The organism is Agathobaculum faecis, from assembly GCF_014287995.1.
Classification (GTDB): domain Bacteria; phylum Bacillota; class Clostridia; order Oscillospirales; family Butyricicoccaceae; genus Agathobaculum; species Agathobaculum ammoniilyticum.
Window position 1 is genome coordinate 126761 of the sequence record NZ_JACOPL010000006.1, and the last position, 18624, is coordinate 145384.

Annotated in this window: 21 protein-coding genes; 3 read left to right on the plus strand and 18 right to left on the minus strand. The window is 52.1% G+C overall.

Annotated elements, in window-relative coordinates; translation table 11 throughout:
- The 3 genes from H8S45_RS07855 to H8S45_RS07865 all read right to left on the minus strand — a co-directional run bounded on the left by H8S45_RS07855 (position 1) and on the right by H8S45_RS07865 (position 2050).
- Positions 1 to 1104, minus strand: coding sequence for a DUF4367 domain-containing protein (locus H8S45_RS07855; RefSeq protein ID WP_107631385.1), 1104 nt, complete (start codon positions 1102 to 1104; stop codon positions 1 to 3).
- A 74-nt stretch (positions 1105 to 1178) separates the two neighbouring features.
- The gene (locus H8S45_RS07860) at positions 1179 to 1673 is read right to left on the minus strand and encodes an RNA polymerase sigma factor (protein ID WP_159068137.1); all 495 of its coding nucleotides are present in this window, start codon (positions 1671 to 1673) and stop codon (positions 1179 to 1181) included.
- 23 nt (positions 1674 to 1696) lie between these two features.
- The gene (locus tag H8S45_RS07865; RefSeq protein WP_107631387.1) at positions 1697 to 2050 is read right to left on the minus strand and encodes a helix-turn-helix domain-containing protein; all 354 of its coding nucleotides are present in this window, start codon (positions 2048 to 2050) and stop codon (positions 1697 to 1699) included.
- Between the two features lie 542 nt (positions 2051 to 2592).
- Here H8S45_RS07865 and H8S45_RS07870 point away from each other — a divergent pair.
- From H8S45_RS07870 to H8S45_RS07880, 3 genes are read left to right on the plus strand one after another with little or no spacing between them, the layout of a single operon-like run.
- Positions 2593 to 3201, plus strand: a complete 609-nt coding sequence (locus H8S45_RS07870; protein ID WP_107631388.1) for a hypothetical protein — start codon at positions 2593 to 2595, stop codon at positions 3199 to 3201.
- Between the two features lie 48 nt (positions 3202 to 3249).
- Positions 3250 to 3864, plus strand: a complete 615-nt coding sequence (locus tag H8S45_RS07875; protein ID WP_107631389.1) for a hypothetical protein — start codon at positions 3250 to 3252, stop codon at positions 3862 to 3864.
- Positions 3865 to 3876: 12 nt separating this feature from the next.
- Complete coding sequence (locus H8S45_RS07880) at positions 3877 to 4296, plus strand: hypothetical protein (protein ID WP_159068138.1); 420 nt, start codon at positions 3877 to 3879, stop codon at positions 4294 to 4296.
- 108 nt (positions 4297 to 4404) lie between these two features.
- Here the strand turns inward: H8S45_RS07880 and H8S45_RS07885 are convergent, their stop codons facing one another.
- The 15 genes from H8S45_RS07885 to H8S45_RS07955 all read right to left on the minus strand — a co-directional run bounded on the left by H8S45_RS07885 (position 4405) and on the right by H8S45_RS07955 (position 17767).
- Entirely contained in the window at positions 4405 to 5316 is a 912-nt protein-coding gene (locus H8S45_RS07885) for a conjugal transfer protein (RefSeq protein ID WP_107631390.1), read from the minus strand.
- A gap of 24 nt (positions 5317 to 5340) precedes the next feature.
- The gene (locus tag H8S45_RS07890; RefSeq protein WP_107631391.1) at positions 5341 to 6339 is read right to left on the minus strand and encodes a bifunctional lytic transglycosylase/C40 family peptidase; all 999 of its coding nucleotides are present in this window, start codon (positions 6337 to 6339) and stop codon (positions 5341 to 5343) included.
- On the minus strand, positions 6336 to 8597 hold the full coding sequence (locus H8S45_RS16295) for a CD3337/EF1877 family mobilome membrane protein (RefSeq protein WP_242977883.1): 2262 nt from the start codon (positions 8595 to 8597) through the stop codon (positions 6336 to 6338). The genes H8S45_RS07890 and H8S45_RS16295 overlap by 4 nt, the downstream gene beginning before the upstream one ends.
- Positions 8594 to 11041 (minus strand): conjugal transfer ATPase TcpF, encoded by a 2448-nt coding sequence (gene tcpF, locus H8S45_RS07900; RefSeq protein ID WP_107631392.1) that lies wholly within the window; start codon positions 11039 to 11041, stop codon positions 8594 to 8596. Before tcpF ends, H8S45_RS16295 begins: the two co-directional genes overlap by 4 nt.
- Complete coding sequence (locus tag H8S45_RS07905; RefSeq protein WP_107631393.1) at positions 11025 to 11420, minus strand: conjugal transfer protein; 396 nt, start codon at positions 11418 to 11420, stop codon at positions 11025 to 11027. The genes tcpF and H8S45_RS07905 overlap by 17 nt, the downstream gene beginning before the upstream one ends.
- 176 nt (positions 11421 to 11596) lie before the next feature.
- Positions 11597 to 12091 (minus strand): antirestriction protein ArdA, encoded by a 495-nt coding sequence (locus tag H8S45_RS07910; RefSeq protein WP_107631394.1) that lies wholly within the window; start codon positions 12089 to 12091, stop codon positions 11597 to 11599.
- 63 nt (positions 12092 to 12154) lie between these two features.
- Positions 12155 to 12376 (minus strand): hypothetical protein, encoded by a 222-nt coding sequence (locus H8S45_RS07915; RefSeq protein ID WP_107631395.1) that lies wholly within the window; start codon positions 12374 to 12376, stop codon positions 12155 to 12157.
- Between the two features lie 61 nt (positions 12377 to 12437).
- Positions 12438 to 12749 (minus strand): type II toxin-antitoxin system RelE/ParE family toxin, encoded by a 312-nt coding sequence (locus H8S45_RS07920; protein WP_107631396.1) that lies wholly within the window; start codon positions 12747 to 12749, stop codon positions 12438 to 12440.
- A complete protein-coding gene (locus tag H8S45_RS07925; RefSeq protein WP_107631397.1) occupies positions 12739 to 12999 on the minus strand; it encodes a type II toxin-antitoxin system Phd/YefM family antitoxin in 261 nt (86 codons plus the stop codon). The genes H8S45_RS07920 and H8S45_RS07925 overlap by 11 nt, the downstream gene beginning before the upstream one ends.
- A 59-nt stretch (positions 13000 to 13058) precedes the next feature.
- Positions 13059 to 14252 (minus strand): replication initiation factor domain-containing protein, encoded by a 1194-nt coding sequence (locus tag H8S45_RS07930; protein ID WP_107631398.1) that lies wholly within the window; start codon positions 14250 to 14252, stop codon positions 13059 to 13061.
- Positions 14253 to 14380: 128 nt separating this feature from the next.
- Positions 14381 to 14557, minus strand: coding sequence for a hypothetical protein (locus H8S45_RS07935; RefSeq protein WP_159068139.1), 177 nt, complete (start codon positions 14555 to 14557; stop codon positions 14381 to 14383).
- Entirely contained in the window at positions 14541 to 15920 is a 1380-nt protein-coding gene (locus H8S45_RS07940) for an FtsK/SpoIIIE domain-containing protein (RefSeq protein WP_107631399.1), read from the minus strand. Before H8S45_RS07940 ends, H8S45_RS07935 begins: the two co-directional genes overlap by 17 nt.
- A gap of 5 nt (positions 15921 to 15925) precedes the next feature.
- On the minus strand, positions 15926 to 16324 hold the full coding sequence (locus tag H8S45_RS07945; RefSeq protein WP_107631400.1) for a YdcP family protein: 399 nt from the start codon (positions 16322 to 16324) through the stop codon (positions 15926 to 15928).
- Between the two features lie 19 nt (positions 16325 to 16343).
- Positions 16344 to 16667 carry a YdcP family protein gene (locus tag H8S45_RS07950; protein WP_107632167.1) on the minus strand — a complete coding sequence of 108 codons (324 nt, stop codon included), beginning with the start codon at positions 16665 to 16667 and terminating at the stop codon, positions 16344 to 16346.
- 35 nt (positions 16668 to 16702) lie between these two features.
- On the minus strand, positions 16703 to 17767 hold the full coding sequence (locus H8S45_RS07955; protein ID WP_186949899.1) for a DNA cytosine methyltransferase: 1065 nt from the start codon (positions 17765 to 17767) through the stop codon (positions 16703 to 16705).
- Between the last annotated feature and the right edge of the window lie 857 nt (positions 17768 to 18624).

The following is an 18624-nucleotide window of genomic DNA, read 5'->3' on the forward strand; positions in this document are numbered from 1 at the left end:
TTAATTCCTTTCGTAAACGGAATCCACGATCTGTTTCATTTTTTCAACCGATACTGGGCCGCCGAACGAAACCTCACGATTTCCTATGAGCGCCACAGCATATACATTCTCCAAATTATGCATGATGTACCAATCGATGTCTCCTACCGTATAGGTTATTACCGGCCTGTCGTCCTTTTCGAATACTCCGTTGCTGGCTCCTGTCATCATCATAGCGTCAACCGAAAAAACATATTCGCTTTCAGGGTTTGTGTAATAGGCAGAGAAATCCGTTGTATTGTCTCTATAATCTTTGGTTACGCGAACCTCTGCCTGAACAAATCCCTCTGGAAAGACGGTCGGAAAAAGCTTTTCCGAAACGCCAAATGCCTCAGCCGTTTCAATGATATCGCTATTGACGATATAGATATATTCCATCGTATGGGCTTGATTCCATTCAGAAGATTCTTTTTCCAAACCCAAAGCGGCAACATCTGTATCTGGTATGTTGGCAAATTGGGACTCTGATTCGGCTGCCGGAAGCGGAAGTGGGTTCTCGTTCGAACCAAGCGTCGCATTCTGGTCGTATAATGGCTGTTTTTCCTGCGGAATCTCCGTATAGGTTCCGCGATCGTATTCCGGCATGCCGGTACGATTCTGCGATGAGCCATCAGGATAGTAAACGATATTTCCATCTTCGGATGTTTCAAAATCAGATTTACGGAAAAATCCGAAAGTTTCTTCACCCCATTTTGCGGCATAACTGAACATGCTATGTCCAAAAGCTGCTATACACATAGCATTTAAGATTATAATTACCGCAGCAACTACGACCAAGCGGTACCCCCATCGTTTCCGGCGAGAGTTCTTGGCTGTTTTTGCAGACTGAGCTTTCTTCTTTTCATCCAGTCTCGCAATCAGCAGCGCATGTTTACTGCGAAAACGATCTAAAGAGGCTTCCACATCAATTGGTTCTTTCGGTTTGGCAGCATCACCTAAAGCATCTAAATACTCATGGAATATCTTTTCATCAAAATTAGATTCATCCATTTGATTTACTTTTGCTTTCAGTTCTGCTAAATGCTCATGGTCCGGTAAGGAGTTATTCTGTCTGGGGTTCTCCATCCCATAGCACCTCCCATATTTTCTTTCATCTGAATAACACGGAAACACAAAAAATTGTGACGGACATTTTTCTATCAGCCTAATTTTTTTCGTTCCCGTTCCATGAGTTTAGCGCAACGCTTTTTCGCTCTATGCATCTGCGCACGAGTCGCATCATAGGAGCGGCCAAGCCTTTTAGCAATTTCCTCATATTCCATGCGTTCTTCATACCGCCAAGTGAGGAGTTGACGATCTTCCGGTTTCAAATCCTTTGGTAACGAATCTTGAAAAGAAACCATATCCTGCTGTTCCGCAGCGATTTGCGGGACCTCATCTAAAGATACTTCATTATGACTTTTCTGTTCACGCAATTCGTTATATGATTGATTCCGCACTACTGTAACAAGCCATGCAAAGATATTGGTATGGTTTTGAAGGTTGTCCTGTTCTGTAAGTAAAATGAGGAACGCTTCATGTACTATTTCCTCCGCTAATGCATCGCTTTTGACAATGGACTTTGCATAACCGAAAAGGTCTAAATAATATTTGCCATACAGATCATCAAAATAAGACTTGTTTTGATTATCCAAAATCCAGTTCCCCCCTTAAATGCTTATGTAGATTCGCCGCTTTGAAGTGCTTGAATTTGTTTCACCAGCAAAACAATCTGTTCCAAGACTCCAACATCAAATTGCTTGGCCGCAAGTATCCCCAAAAGCTGATTAAGATGCGCAACTTTAACTGTATTAGGCAGGTTTGCACCTACAATACTGTTGGCATCGGCTCCCAATGCATAGCAGATCGACAGCAATGCAGGCAAACTGACTACCGTACCTCTTTCTACATTACTGATATGCTGCACAGAAAGACCTGTTTTCTCAGCAAGCTTGGACTGTGACCAACCTTTTTGTTCCCTGAACAGGCTGATGTTTCGACCGATTTCTGCATAGTCAACCGTAAATTCCATAGATGTGTTCATCCTTTCGAGCGTCGAAACAATTTTAAAATAGTCTCGCTCGGCGGAAAACAATCTATACCAATAATACTATTATTGCAGTTCTATTTTACGGCGTTTTTCAAAAATTTTCAATAAAATAAAATTTAAGCCTGTTTTGCGTAACCCATCCAATTAAATAACACATAAATCGACTATTTGTGACGAAAAATTCAAAAAAATATTTCTGGAGAAATTTAAGTTTTTCGTCACAAATGAGGATAACTTGGTGTTATTTAGATAGAGGGGGAGAAAACATTCATTATCTTTTCGAGCGTCAAGAAAGATTATCTAAATATTCTCCCTCTCTACGTTAGAGAATAAAGTTCCAGATTTTTTGTTGGCGCGAAAATACTTGGAACAATTCTTAATACCTACAGAAAGAAGGGATATTTTAATTCAAAAAGCTAAACATTTGATCGCAAAAACGAGAGTTAAAGTAGTATGAATTTTATTTAAGAGTCTAGTTCATTTTGCAACTCAATTCTCTATTGTCAAAACGGGAGGCTCGTAACATGAAGCAGATAAAAGATATGTTTTTAATTCGCAAAGCAATGTCATTTATATTAATTCTATCCCTATTAACCGTCCCTGCTTTTGCCGCTACAAATACTAAAAGCGCCAATTTTAGTTGTAATAGCACACCACCGTCGGGATTTAATCTTTTTCACCCGACTACAGGATCGATCACTGGCACCTATAATTCTGCCTCTACAACCGTTTCCACTAAGGTTAACTTCAGCTATACCACAGCAGCAGTGTCTAAAATCAATGCATACAATACTTCTAAAAAGTATACTGGTATTGATATAAAGGATGTCGGGAATTCTTTCCATGCGTATTCGGTTACAAGTACCGCGCCAAATATTAAAACAGACATTGAAACGAATAGTGGCCATGACTATTACAATGAAGCCGAAATTGTCATATTTGGCTCTTTAACTGCTGGAAAAACCTATAGCATGACAGCTTCCTGGACCGACTATCGCAAGGGTTTTCTCAGCAACGTATTTAGAGTACATGCCGAGCTGAGCGAAAAAGGTGTTTCAGATTATAACGTTATTGCGGGAGGCTATAAACAATTGGCCGATCTATCTTATGGTAAAACCGCAGGGTATCCTTGAACTGTTCAACTAACTTATCACGCTTAGACAGAAACGGAGGTTTTATTCATGAAAAAGTTTTGGGGATTAAGTATTGTTGCGCTATTGCTTTGTCCAACTATACTATTTGGCAGCTTCGCAAGTGCAGATAGCACCTCTCCCATAATACAGCCGCAAAATATCCAAACTCGTAATCAATTGGCAGAATACGTTGATAACATAAATAATATCAATCACACAATAGATCAAACAGTGGAATCCTCTTCCCACATTGCGGCTACTATTACTTTTTCCCAATACCTCTCTTTTGATGAACTGCAAACTTATATCAGCAATTATGATGTTGAATTACAACAAATTCAACTCAGGGGTATAATGGAAGATGGCACACGAGTAACTATCGCAACGCTTACCGATAAGGGTATGGAATATACCGAGAATTTGATGTATACTCAAGCGGCAGAACAAAACTTTAATCTGGTTGGGATTACAGATGTATACGCATACATTTCTCCTAATCAAATTGATGAATTATCAAATGATAATTTAACATATCTGGTCGATACCTCGGGAAACGATTCTGGTAATGGAATTACAGCCGTAAATGACGAGAGTGGAGCGACTTCGTCTTCGGTATTCCCGAAATCCTTAACTTGGGAGCTTGAAGAACTGGGTTTGCTGTAAAAAGGTAGCATCATGCGGACAAAAATTATCATAGGCTTAGTAATTCTTGTTTTTATCTTTTCCGGATACTGGTTATTGAGTCCCGTCGAATATCAGGTTCCTCCTGAATATGATTGCTTGCATATTTCTGTTTCCGGTGCGCCAGCATTTGAAATCAGCGATCCTGATACAGTAGAATCTCTAGTTGAAGCTATTAACTCTACTACCTACAGGAAACGAATGCAGCGTATTACAGATGCTCCAGAGAACTTAGCGGCAGTAATTCAACTCGTAGATCGTGATACAAACACATCCGTGGTCGATGTAATTGTCCTGTCGACATATGAAGGGAATCATTCTTTTGGAATATCTGATGGGGACAAGGATTTGATAGCGGTTTCCCCTGATCTGTTAGAAACCTGTATTGATTCTCTGATAGACAGGGTTCAATAAGCACCGGTTCTACAAAGCCCTTAACCGAATCGCATGCTAACGTAACGTCAGACAAGCAACACATCTGCCTTATGATATGCAGATGTGTTGCTTGCTGTTTTTATTTTGTTATACGAATGAACGGTTTATTTTCCAATTGCCGCTCGCTTTTTCAAGCTGCAGCTTGAACTGAGAAACCAGCGTCATACCCGTGCGCCGGTCAAGGTACTGCACCGCTGTATCGGCCGTCACAGTATCGTCCTGTCTGGTGTAGACCGGATTTACCAGCCCCGCGAATACATAGCTTTCATTTTCAATCACCGGCAGTACGCCGCCGCTTGCATAGTAAGAAAGCTCCTGCCCGCTGGCCGCAGGATACAGCTTGAAAAACGCAGTCAAAAACTCCGTGATCTCGGCGCTTTCCTGCGCGGATACCGTGCCGTCCGGCTCGGCTACTTTGGGTGCATAGCCGGACTTTGCAGGCTTGCCCGTTATCGTCGGGTTCCGGATAATCACCATATCGCCCGAATCATCTGCATAAACGCAAACCTCGTATGCAGATGTTACAAGCCTGCTTTCCGTCCCATCCGTAATATCCTGCGATACCGTAAAGATAACGGAATACGCGCTGTCCCCAGCTTGTTCCACAGACCAGACCTGTACATCCTGTACCTTAGAGGATACCGGTATGTCGCTGCGCACCGTATCCGCGTTCAGTGCCTGCAGCCCGTCCGTGAGGTAGTATTTCAGGTTTTCCGTCCGTTGCTCTATTGCAGCCGCAGATTTTTCCCACGAGTAATATACCCTGGCAAAGTTGGTTGTAAAGCTCTCGATTGCATTTGTGTCCGTGACTTCCGCCTGCACCACCGTCGTTTCATGGACGGTGTGCGTATCCACCGCGGTAAAATCCTTATACACCGCGAAAGCAAACGCGCAGACAAGCAGCGCCCACAGCGCGGTCACCACCGGCCGCCGCGTCCCGATATGCAGGACGCGCGGCTTTTTTTCTTCTGCCTGCTTTTTGTCTCTATTCTGGAACATATCATTTCCCTGCCTTTCTTAAATTCATTGCCTTACCCGTCCGGCGCAGACGAGATGCGCCTGCCAATAGGCGCCCGTCAAATCCGCGTAACCGATCGGATTGCCCGCATGGTACATCCGGTTACCGCCAGCATAAATTCCAACATGCGTGATATAATCCCCGCAGTGGTACGTCCCCTGAAAGAACACCAGATCGCCCGGCTTTGCATCCTCAAACGGGATGTGCTGGGCCGCGTCATACTGCGCCTGCGCGGTGCGCGGCAGCGTGATACCCACCGTACCGAAGCACCATTGCGTCAGGCCGGAGCAGTCAAAGGAGGAGGCGGGAGACGCGCCGCCATAGACATAAGCCCACCCCTGGTACTTTAACGCTTCATTCATAATGGCCTGCACGGCCGCATCATCAAAGTGCGCGGCATACAAATACTGCGATACCAGCCGGACATAAAACATATTGCCGTAGTTATACCGCCAGCCGCCGTTTTCCGCTACCGAAATTTCATTCTCATAAGGTACGCGCACCCCGCCGGACTTTTCCTCCGCGAAAGCCTGTGCCAACTGGAAGCTGTACCTGCCGCCGCGTGCCGCAGCATAATCCAGAAAGCCGCCGCCGTAGTTGTACGCCTGTATCGCGCTGTCCAGATCACAGCCGAGCCGGTCTGCTTTAGCGAGCAGTTCTGCAAAATACCTGCACCCCTGACGGATAGAGCTTTCCGCATCCAGCGAGTTCGGGGGCAGCCCCATGGATTCCGAGGATTGCATCACATCCTCCAGCATGCCGCCGGATTCCACCTGCATGATCGCCAGCAGGACGTTTACATACTCGGATATCCCGTACTGCGCCGCGTACCGTTCCACCATCGGCCTGTATGCCAGCACCTCCGCAGACAGGTCTGCGCCGCCATAATAAACGCCGCCCCCGCCGTTGTCGTCAGATGCAAACAGGATGGCAGCCAGCAGGGGCAGGCAGAAAAGGGCGGCGAGCATCCCTGCAAATGGCAGCGCCAGATATTTCAGCTTCATTTGCCCCCGCCTTTCTCCGCGCCGCCTGCGCGGCTTTCAGGAGAAGCGCCCTTTTTCCCCTGTGTTATCCGGCCGGCCTTGTTGTACGCCTCCTGCCTGTGCGGGGGCGCAGCTTTCATCCGCGCGGCGGGCTTTACTGCGGGCCGTGATACAACGGGCCTGTCCTGCTCCGGTGCGGACGCTTTTCCCTGTCCCGCCGCGGGCTTGTCCGGCGTATCCCGCCGCACCGCAGGACGGTCCGCGGCAGGCGCAGGGGGATGGCCTGTGCGGGCGGGCGCCGCCGCCCGTTCCTGTGCTTTCCCCGTCAGCCGCCGCACCGCACCGCTGGCTTTCCCCTCCACTGGAATAACCGCCGGCCGCTCATGCGGTCCTGTCTCGGGTTGGCGTGCGGCATGTCCCGCAGCAGTCGCCTTTTGCTGGTTATCCTCTGCTGCCGGCCGCGCCTGTCTGGGTGGAGCGGGGGGCTGGGCCTGTACCCCTGGCGCCTGCCCCGTCTGGGAAACATCAGGCACAATGGCCGGCCTTTCATGCGTCTGCGGCGCTGTCTGCCGCTTTGCCGGTTCCGACTGTGCGGGTACTTCCGTCCCGCCATACGCTGCGCCCTGTCCCGCAATACGGCTTTCACGGGCTGCGCCGTCCGGCCTGTCCGGCTGTCCGGCAGGGGAGGCCGGACCGCTGCCCTGCGGCGGCATACCCGTCCCGCCCGCTGCCCCTTTTACAGGCGGTTCCGGCAGCGTCGGTTCGGTATTTCCCGTCCACGCCCTGGCACTGTCCGGCCGGTTCCTCCGTCCGCCGCTGTACCGGCTGCCCGCTGTGTATCCGGCATGGCCGTTTTGCTTACCGCCGCTTTCATTGGCCCTGCCCGCCGCACGCATCGTCCGGTTGAGCCTGTGGAGCTGGTGGTACAGGAACATCCGCGGGCGGTGCATGATATACCGCCCCATGCCGCGCGCGCCGTCGTCATGCAGGGAAAACATGCTGAGCAGATCGCCCAGTTTGAAATAGACGCCCGCGAACACGACCACCTGCAAAAATGCGATAATAAAGAACGGGTAACCGCTGGAAATCCGGTACAGCATGGAAGAAATGCTGAAAGCAATTGTAATGACCAGCGTAATGCCCGCCCTTGCAAATATGGTATTGAACAGCTTGATAACCGCCCTGCGGCCTGTCCCCTCAAACGTCGGCGCCATGCTCAAAACAAACGCTGCGGGCAGGAACATGGCATAGATGATAAAAAGCACCTGCGAAAAGAGCATCATACCGGTAAGCAGGAACACGAAAAACGAAATACCGATATTGAACAGGAACAGGAAAAACACCGTTCCCAGCCGGTTCACCGCTTTCGTGACCGTGAGGTTGGTGTTCCCGTTGTCCTCGATCTCGGCTTTTACGGCGTTTTCTCTGCTTTCTCCGTTGTTTTCACTGGGGCTGGCTGAAATCAGGCTTTCAACACGGTCCGCGCCGATCATGTCCGTATCCGTATCCCCGAATTGCAGGAGCAGCCACGGTTGCTTTACCTGGATGGAAAACAGGCTGTCCCGTATCAGGGAGACGCTGTCCCCGCCGCTGTTATCCGTATCCGGCATGACGATTTTTGTCCCCACGGAAAGGCTCGCCGTACTGATATCCTCGGAAAACTCGTTGAGCCGCCTGACACAGTCCGGCGCATAGGCGATCAACGCGCCGGACAGGACAAAGACCAGCACCATATTGAGCGCCGCACGCACGGCTTTGGTCGTCTCGCGCCTGATAATGCCCGTGTATGCAGCATACGCACCCACAATCAGGATAATCAGCAGGAGGAAGCCCGCGTAAAACCCATCCGAGGAAAGCCCGCTGGGCGAGATACCTGCGATAGCCTGGATATTCCGGCCAACTGCATCCGCCGCATCCGAAATAAAGTCGAGGCTGTACGCTTCCTGCACCAGATAGCCGGACGCGCTGGACAGATACAGGTTTATCGTCCAGATAAAATTCGTGATGCAGTACAGGCCGTACATGACCTGCCTGCCGATACCGTCTATCCAGTTCCACGGCAGCCAGTCCCACCCGTTGTCTACATAAAAATCAAGCTGGTAATTTTCCAGAGGGTAGCGGCTGTACTCGTGCGCTGCGTCCACGGTATCCTCCACCAGCCCTGCCGCGCCCGCGGACGGGCAGAGCGCCGCAAACAGTAAAACGGCGGCCACAAGGAGCAAAACACCCGTGGCGGCCGTCTTTCTGAATAATGCCTTATCCGCTTTTTTGCATGTCATACTCCCACCCCTGCTTTCAGCGGCGGTCTGGTGTCAAAGCTGTGGAACAGGTCTGCAAATATCGGATGGAATTGCACGACGCCCACATGCCCGTATAAGTCCTGCATCAGGCATTGGCCGTTTTCCAAATTCCGCAGCCGCTTTTGACTGTTTTCATCCCCGGTATCCAGGCCGAAAAACTCCAGTGTCTTTTTAATCTCCGCGATATCCGTACTGCGGAACGCGAATTTCAGGCCGATGTTGTTTTTCAGGCTTTCGTCCGCAAGGTCCGCCGCGTTCTGCGTCACAAAATAGACCGCCGCGTTCATGGCGCGGCCCGCGCGCACCAGCTTGTTTGCCAGCGTCTTGCCCTGCGCCACGTTCAGGAACGACCATGCTTCATCAAGGTCTACAATCTTGAATACGCTTCGGTCCATATGGATAAAGTCCAGCGCAAAGGTGCTGATAACGATAAGCATAGCGACAGATAAAAGCTCCATCGTCGTATATTCTTCAAAGCGCGTGTCCCTGTCCGGCAGCACCAGACCGGCCACCTGTACGATATTAAGCTGTTTTTCAAGGCTGATAGAACGCTTTACATCACCTGCAGAAAACAGCAAATGCGCAAAATCGTAGTCCGTGAAGCTCTCGATATGGTCTGCGATACTCACCGCAAGCGGCGAGCCCTCCCTGCGTAATTCCTCAATGACACAGAGCAGGCCGCGCCGCCCGCTGTTCGTCACCGTGCGCACCGCCCGCCGCAGGACAGGGAAGCGCCCGCCGTCCCGCGAAGAAATACCGGTTAAGAACGTAAGAATATCTATCGCAAGGCTTTCCGCGTCCTTGGGGCGGCGCATGATGACATAGGGGTCCAGCATACCCCTGTTCTGCCCGTCCGAACACAGGTTTACAATGTTGACCTCGTCCGCGATCTCCGGCAGGTCGTGCTTCCAGTTCCCACGCTCGGCTTTCGGGTCTACAATGAGCGCCCGCGCACCGTTCAGCACTGCGTAGTACACCAGCAGGTTATTGGCAAAGCTCTTGCCGCCGCCGAGCGAGCCGAGGAACGCCGCGGACAGTGCGTTTGTAACCGAGCCTTTCACGCCCTGGCTGGCAAGCGCGGGCTGCAAATACACGTTCCGGCCGGTATCCACGCCATAGCCGATATAGATACCGTCCTTTTCGCCCAGCATTTGCGCCGCGCCGAAGCCGAGGCCGGCAAGAAAGTCGCTCGTCACATACTGGATATAATCATTCATATACCGCCTGCCCGCAGGGATAAACTCATGGTGCAGGCCGGCCATATCGCCCACCGGACGCACTAACTTGACGTTCATATCGTCATAGAAGTCCCGTACCGCATCGCACCGGCGCTTGAGTTCTTCCGCGTCCGGCGCGGTGACGCGCACCACATAGGACAGCTTGTACATGGCCTCCCTGCTTTGCCCAAGTTCGGTTTCCAGTTCGTTTACGCTGTCCAGCGCTTCCGCGACCGTTGTGCCGGTCTCGTCCCCGCTTTCCCATGCGTGGCTGTCCAAATCTTTCAGTTCTTTCTTTTTGTTCCGCACCGTGGACAGGGCTTTCCTGTTGGCGATAATCTCAACGTTCATAGACGTATCCACCGGAAAGGAAAACTGCTGCTGCTGGTAATAGAAAATCTCGGACGACGGGAAATCCAGTTCCCCGACCACATCTGAGACGGTAAAACAGGCGGCAAAGGTTTCCGCATCCTCCCGCACGATACGCAGGTAACGCCCGTGTTCTTCCATGAGGCAGCGTGCGGGCTTGATCAGGTCGTACCGCTTGACGATGGTTTCCCCCTTTAACTTCTTTTTTGGCAATTGGAAGCTGTAACCCTCATACGCGGCGCCGCTCTTTCCGTACAGGTGTTCGAGCAGATAGCCGAAATCGTTTTTATCCAGCCGCCGCACCTTGAAGCGGCGGGAAATCCTGCTTTCCAGCAATTTTTCCATCTTCTGATACCGCAGGATTTCATCATCCGGCATGGACATGAAATCACCCATCAGGGTATGGTTTACATCCCGCAGGAAACCGGAAAAGATATTCGCCGCCTGACGGCCAATATTCCCGCTGTCCTGTTCGTTGAGCAGCAGCTTGAAGCCGATATAAAACCGGTAGTCCGCCTGATTTTCCCCGATCATGGAGATAAGCGCTTCGGTCTGGCCGTCTATGCGCCGCAGGGCGGCCCCGCGCAGCTTGCCGGAAGCGTGCGTTCCGGAACGCTCCTGCGCTGCACGGATACTGGATTCCGTGCTGATCTGCAAGGCGTGTATCCTGCCGTCCCTGTTCTGCGCGATAAGCTGACGGAACGCATCGTGTACCGCTTCTTTCTGCTCCACGCTTAAAAACGAGTAATTATAGGGGATAAGCTCATAGTAAGCGAAGCATTCCCCGTCATGGTTCCACACAAGGTTGTTTTCAATATATTTAATCGGATACTGCATGAATGACCTCACTCCTTACCGTGGTGATCTCGGGCCTGATATGCACCCGCTTCAACTTGACCGGCTTGCCAGCAAAGGTCTGTTTGGGGCGCAGCAGATAGGCCGTATAGGACCTGACAAAGCGGAACGGCTTTTTGCCGTCCCATGTTTTCCGGCTCATAAACCATGTGATACCGGCGGGGACGCCAAAATATTTAAGCAGCGCGCCGTCTATCATGGAAAGCGGCGGCAGCCCGCCCAGCGCCAGCACCGCAAATTCGCACGCGACAAACCATGCCATTTGCGAAAAGGTGATGGGGAACGGCAGGCGCAGGTCGTTGATCGCGTAAATGACCTTTTCCACAGACCATATGCTGCTGTAACTGCGTATTTTCTTCAAAACAAATCCACTCCAATCTGAAATCATCAAGGTAAAAGGGGGCGGGGAACGAGGCCCGCGCCGCCCGCGTCTTTCCCCGCCCCCTGCGTCCGGTTATGGATAACCGCCATGCAGTTACCCACAGCCGGACGCACCCCCACTCCATTCTCGCGGCGCCGCCGCAGAAAGGAAAGCGTTTAGCGTATGATCTCGAAAACACCGTCCCGCGTCTCGACAAACGTCCCCCCAAAGAATAAGTCCCGCCCATAGGCTTCATAGTCTATATAGTTTTGCAGATGCGCCGGTATCTCACCGAACGCGCCTTCCTCCACCATTTGACGCGCCACATCCGCCATATCCTCACAGCCGGACCACAGGATAATATCGTCTGCATGGTCGCACAAATCCTCGATGCTCCCAAAATAACTTTGCAGTTCTTTCAGGTTGTCTTGGATATACTCCGGCAAATCCTCCACCATTTCACACAGGCGGTTGACTTCTTCGATAGGCGTGTACTCGTCGATATCAAAGGGCAGCTCGTAGTCATGGATGGCGTATTCTTCATAAAATTCGTTCAGGCCGATGCGCTCCGCCATTTCGTCATAGTCTATGGGCGGTTCAAACCACGCGCCTACCAGTTCACCCTCGTTGTATTTGCCGAGGTTCGCCACATACACCCGCATTTCCTCCATAGTAAGATCGCCTCCTGTCATGCAGGCATAAAAAAACGGCCGGTCCATTTCCGAAACCAGCCGTTACGCGCCAATAATCTGATTAAACAGGGTAAGCAGCACATCCTTGACGCCCGCCGCGTTGAATACAAGGCCGACCGCGATCAACGACACGACCAGAAAACCGATCAGCTTGGTAAACTCACGCTTGAAGCCGAGATAAATGCCGATCACCACGATAGCCATAAGCACAAGCGACTGGGCGTTCGTGAGAAACCAGTTGTACAGGTTAACGCCGAAATTCATTGGTTATATCCCTCCAATCAAAAATGCAGCCCTGGAACAGGGCTGCATGCAAAGTTTTCGTTCAAAGCAGTTTTTCGTAGTCTCTCCCGCCATAGAAAAAACGCAGGATAAACACGGTACTTATGCTTTGGACAACTTTATAAATCATCACATAGTTTTTTATAACAGCACGCCGGTATCCCAGCGCTTTAAGCCGGATATCCCTGCACGGTTCATACATTTCCGGCATTTCCGCTAATCTGGCATAGCACGAATCCACTTCATCCACAAAATCCACCGCGGCGGACGGGCTGCCTAATTCCTTTACCATATAGTTCAGGATTTCATCCAAATCCTGACCGGCAAGGCGCGTGCTTTCCACTTTATAACCCATACTTCGCCCTCAAATCTTTTAGGGCTTGACGTGCATCGCCCGTGGCGCCTGCGCGGATTTCCTCCTCAGCCTGCGCCAGTTTCGTATACACATCCATTAAATACATTTTTTCTTCATAGGCCTTCATCCCCATAATCACCATATCGCCATATCCGTTTTTGGTGATATAAACCGGCTCGGTGGATTCATTGCACATTTTTGAAATTTCGGTGGTGTTTTTCAAATCACGAATCGGTATAATACGCGGCATAAAAAACAACTCCTTTCGTGCCATAATTATACCACAACGCATTTCCCGCTGCAAGTGCGTTACATGATAACCACCTCCCTGATTTCCCGAAGCTGCTGTTCTATGATCTTGCGGTGCTTTTCGGACAACTCCGTACCCGCGATCATTTCCTCCATGACGTTTGTACCGCCTTTGCGGTCTAATTCGAGCAGCATCTTCCATGACGGCGCCACCTGATGGGAAAGCCAGTTCAGCGTTTTTTGCAGGGTGTACGGTTCGGGCTTTGCCGTTAATTTCAGCCGGTCACGGCGTCCGCCAATGAACACCGCCCACATGCTGTTCAGCGGCCAGTCCTCACGCGCCCTGCGGTTATCCCTGTCCACAATCCGCATATACCGGTTGATGATGCCGAACGCGGTGCGTTCCGCATCCTCATAGCTGACAAGATCATACACCGCGAAATAAGCGCGCTCGTTTTTCAGCCGTATCTCAAAGCGGTTTTTGACCTCGGTATCCTCCAGCGGCGTACCGCTTCTGGCAAGCTGCTCGTAGTCCTTTTCATAAATGCAGAAATACAGGTCTGAATCAAACGCCCCAGCGTACAGCGTATGCCCCATGCCGGCGGCGTTTTCTTCCTCATGCCCGCTGATGAACAGCCCTGAACGGTACATGCGGAATTTGCGGAACACCGTGATACATTCGCCGGCGTCGCATTTGCGCATCAGGCAGGGGATATCCAGCAGCCGTACACGGTCATTCAGGGCAAGGTCAATGCGCTTGAACACGCAGTCCTCGTCCAGACAGCGGCGGAAAAAGGAATACCAGTCCCGACCCTGTCCATAGAGAAAGGCTTCCATCTGGCGGCAGCCTTTCCCTTTCAGTTCAAGCAGCACGCCCTTGCTTTCATCCGGCGAGGTATACACGGTGATATCCCCGTGATAAAAGCGGCTGGTGTAGGTGTATGCGCCGCGCGCTTCCTGCGCCATATACTGCATTTTTATCATCAGGATACGCTCGACGACATACCGTACATCCATCGTCTTAAAACGGATGCGTACATAATCGATCAGCAGGAACAGCGCGTCCGGCGCGATAATGTCAAACGCACGCTCTATCCTGCGGCGCACTTCCTTTGTGACAGGTACCCGCCCATTTTCCACGCGGCTCAAATGTTCTGCGGACAGCCCTGCAAGCGCGGCAAATTCCTTTTGCGGGATATGCAGGCTTTCCCTGCGCTGCTTATAACCGTTTTCCTGCCCATTTGTCCGGTTCATTTCACATCCCCTTTGCGTCTTGATTGGAACTTTGGAAAATCAAATTTGGCGGAGAGCCTTGAAAGGCAGACGCGGCAAGGGGTTTTGCCTGTTTTCGGACAGGTGATCTTCCGATTTGTACCCCCCTGTTAGATACAGGGGGGTCCGGCATGCGGGCGCGGCTGCGCCGCGCCCGCCATCCGCCCGTGCCGCGCTGGCGGCTTTACGCGCTGCACGCCGCGCGCGGCACGGCGGGAGGTGCGGGCAGGCGTAACATTTCCGTCCTTATCCCTTGCTGGCAGCGCCAGTTCAATCCGGCTTTTCATCGGAAACCACTCCCTCCGTCAGCGCGCCGATCTCCCGCAGGAAATCATACCCTTTTGGCACGATTGGCGTATAAAACTCGGTAATCACACCTTTTCCCGTATCTGCGTATCCACGGCCCTTGACGTTCTTGAAGAAAAACTCTTTTCCGGCTTCGCCAAACATCATGCTGTACCCCAGTTCGGACATACGCCCCAGCGCCACACGGAAATTAAACTGGTCGCGGATACCGTCCCCAAGATACTTTGCGTCTGGACGCTGGCAGGCGAGTATCAGGAAATACCCTGCCTGCCGCCCCAGCATGACGATCTGCCTGAGCTTGTTTAGCACGTCCTCGCGTTCGCGGACGTTCAGCATTTCCATGAACGCAACGTATTCGTCGAATATCAGGAAATGCGGCTCCAGACCGAGGCAGGCGTAGTTCCCGCCGGTCCTGTACCCCTGCATGGATTTCATGCTTTCGCTGCGCTGCATCATCCCGTCACAAAACCGGCTGACACAAGCCGCGATATCCTCCTTGCGGTAATATACCTCCGGCGTCACAGTGGACAGGTCCGCCAAATCTGCATTTTTCGGGTCCAGGACATAAAGCGCGGCTTTGGCCTGCAAAAGCGCCTGGATAAGCGTCAGGATAAAATACGTCTTGCCGCCGCCCGTACCGCCTGCAATCAGCATGTGCGGGAGTGTGTCATACTCCCACCAGACATTCTTCATCAGGCGCAGCCTGCCGCCCTCGGCTTTCACTTTGGAGATCGGGATACGGTTTGCCGCCATATCATAAAGAAGCGTATACTCGATAAAGCCGTCCTGCAGCTCGCGGCTGACGAGTTCGCAGTACAGGCCGCTTTCCAGCCTGTTTTCCAGATGCAGGAGCGGCTCCTGATATTTCCCCAGTGTGATTTCCACCCAAAAATGCAAAAGCCCGTTCTCCATGCGGTAATACATCCGCGGAAAACGGGCTGCTTTCGGTTTTGCATCCGTGCCGGATAAATCCTTAAAAAAACTCTCCCGCCTTGTCCGTCCGGCCTGCTCATACCACTGGTTCTCAAGTACCATGCGCGCCAGCTTTTGACGGTGTATGAGTTGACGGACCGTATCAGGGAACAGGCGGTACGCCATAACGGGCGCGGCAGCCCCCGCCAGAAGCGCCGCGATACCGCTGAACAGCAGGCAGGGGACGTTCCAATCCTGCCCGACGATATCCGGTATGGACAGGCTGCGCCAGTCTGTCCGCAGGATGCCTTTCAGGTTCAGCAGTACGAACACCGCCAGCGCCACAGGGAGCGCCGCACAGCAGGCGGACCGGAACACGAGGTCTTTATCCGCCGGACGGATGCGTTTGCCGCGGTACCGGAAACGCTTCACAGGGCTTACGCTTTCTTATCCGGCTGGGCGTCCCTGCGCGGCTGGGCGGGCTGGCCGCTACCCTGTGCGCCGTCACGCTTCGCCAGCACAATATCGTCCGCCTTGATATACCAGTCCACATCCGCATGATTGCCGAACGTCACATGCGCGATTGTGTTCACGACAGGGTTTACCATATCGACTTCGGCATTGTACGCATAATCGCGCAGCGGTACGCTCGCGGGGATGCTTACCTGAATCATACGGCCCTGCGTCCGGCTTTTCAGGTCATAGGTGCGTTCCCTGATTACATCGGAGGGCGTGCCGTCCCCGTTCTGCTCCCGCACCTCGCGCCGCAAGGCGGAGAAAAGCAGCGTGCCAAAGGTTTCTTCCTTTTCAATGGTAATACCGTTTGCCAGTCTCATAAACTTCACCTTTCCTTTCTTACGCCTTAATCATGTCGTCTGCATGGAGGATATAATCAGTAAAGCCGCGGCCGCCTACCACATAGCCCTCCGCGGTGATACGCGGGTTTACCAGCTTTACCGGCTCCATGAAACCAAACTTTTTTTCACCTGCTTTGCCGGGGAGAATGACTTCAATATCATCCGCTGGCTGGATACTGGAAAACAGCTTATAACGCCGCCGGACCACGGCGACCTGCTGATTGTTCCGCTGGGTGTCCCCGCGCCCCAGCTCAAGCGCGCTGCCAAATTCCAGTTTCCCGAAAGTTGTTTCCATGTTGGGGACCACATATTTCAATTCCATAAAAATCCTCACTTTCTGTTATCCTGATGCCTGGTTTACCGCATTACTTCCGCAATACCCGCCATGATATATTCCGCGCAGGGCAGGGCGATTGCGTTGCCGAGCGCGAAACAGCGGGCATGGCTACTGACCTTTTCACCTTTGCAGCCGTATGCCGTCCAGCCCTCCGGCAGGCCCATGAGCCGTTCACATTCCAAGGGCGTAAGGTCACGGACGAAACCGTCCTGCTCTTTCCCCTCATACCAGAACGCAAACGGCTGGCCTACACTGGCAAGCAGAGTTGGGAAGGGTTCGCCGTTTTTGCCGAAGCACGCGCGGAAGCCCCTCTGGTCTCCCCGCTTTGCCATTGACCGCATCCGCCGGAGCTGGAAGGGGAGCACGACGGGTATCTGCCGCCCTGCTTCAAAAGCAGGTATCCGATCTCCGGCGGCGGCGGGCAGCCGGCTTTCGCCGCAAGACGCAGGAAACGGGAACATACCGCGGGGCTTAAATAATACTTCCGCGGCGCGTCCGCCTGCAAAATCCGCCACGACGAACACCCGCCGCCGACGCTGCGAAAGGGCGGGTTCTCCCCAATACTGGGCGTCCATGAGCCGCCAAGCGGTATCAGCCCGTCCCCCTCGCACCATTCCGGCGTGCGCCCAGATACCGCTGTCAGGCACTGGAACTTCGGTATCTGTGAAAGCGCGGAGCACGGCTGCAAAATCCAGCCGGTCATTTGAAGAAAAAGCTCCCGCGACGTTTTCCCAGACAGCGAAAGCTGGATACCGGTTATCTGTTGCATTTCTCATTTCCTCAATAATACGCATGGCCTGATAGAACAGGCCGGATTTACTGCCCGCCAGACCGGTACGGTTGCCGATCTGCGACAGGTTTTGGCACGGTGAGCCAAACGTAACGATATCCACGGGCGGTATTTTGCCGCCGTCTATCTGCGTAATGTCCCCTAAATGGAGCATGTCAGGGAAATGCCGCTTTGTGATGGAAACCGGCGCTTTTGCGATCTCGCTTGCCCACACGGGGACAATGCCGCAGTGCGACGCGGCAAGCGGAAAGACGCCGATACCGTCAAAGAGGCTGCCGAGCCTAAGTGCGGACACGGGCTGGTCCCCTGCGGCCATAATCCCTGCCGTTATTCCGCTTCGGGGATTTGCCGCGAATACGGGACAGGCAATCGCAATGTTCGTCTGGGTCTAAATTTGCCCCGCAGCAGGGGCAGGTGTGATAATACATGGGCGTCTCCTTTCCGTCTGGTTAATTTATTCGTGTATCTGCATAGACACGCTGGGCGGCGGTCTGGCAGGGGGAACAACGGGTTTCGGGCATAAAAATAACCGCGCTGTCAGCGCGGCTCGGTAAGGTATCTGATGGTGCATGCTTCGTTCCTTTCTATGGAAATGGGAAAAGCCGGTCCCTGTTTCCAAAGACCGGCTTTCCGATACGTTTTCTTATTTATACTTTTGATGTGTTAGTTGTTAACTGCCGTCCTGTTTTTTGACACCTGTTTTTACACCAGAATTCTTAATTGGGGGCATTTTGAAGCAGGCTGGAACACGTCTGTTTGGCAATCTGTTATTTCCTGCATTTTAGACCAGAAAGCTAAATTGTTCGGGGATTTCAACCTCTGACGTGACAATTAAGTTACAGGACGCCCGAAAGTTGCTATAAGCTGTTTCCGCTGAAACCTTGGAGAGAGAACACCTCCGTTTTTCTCCCTCTGTTATAGAATTTTGAGATATGTTCTGTCAGGTTGGCCATATCCGGTTGAATCGGATATGAGAGGTAGGCGTCTGCCACTTTGCAGGCAACTGCTAAAAGCAGAACCGCTATCGCCCCTATTATCAAGCCTTTTCTTTTCCCCATCTAACCCTCGCCTCGCTTTGCCGCAGCACAATCACGATCCTATCAAGCCGCACCGCCGTATGCTGTGCCTGCACGCGCAGCACTCATGCCACTC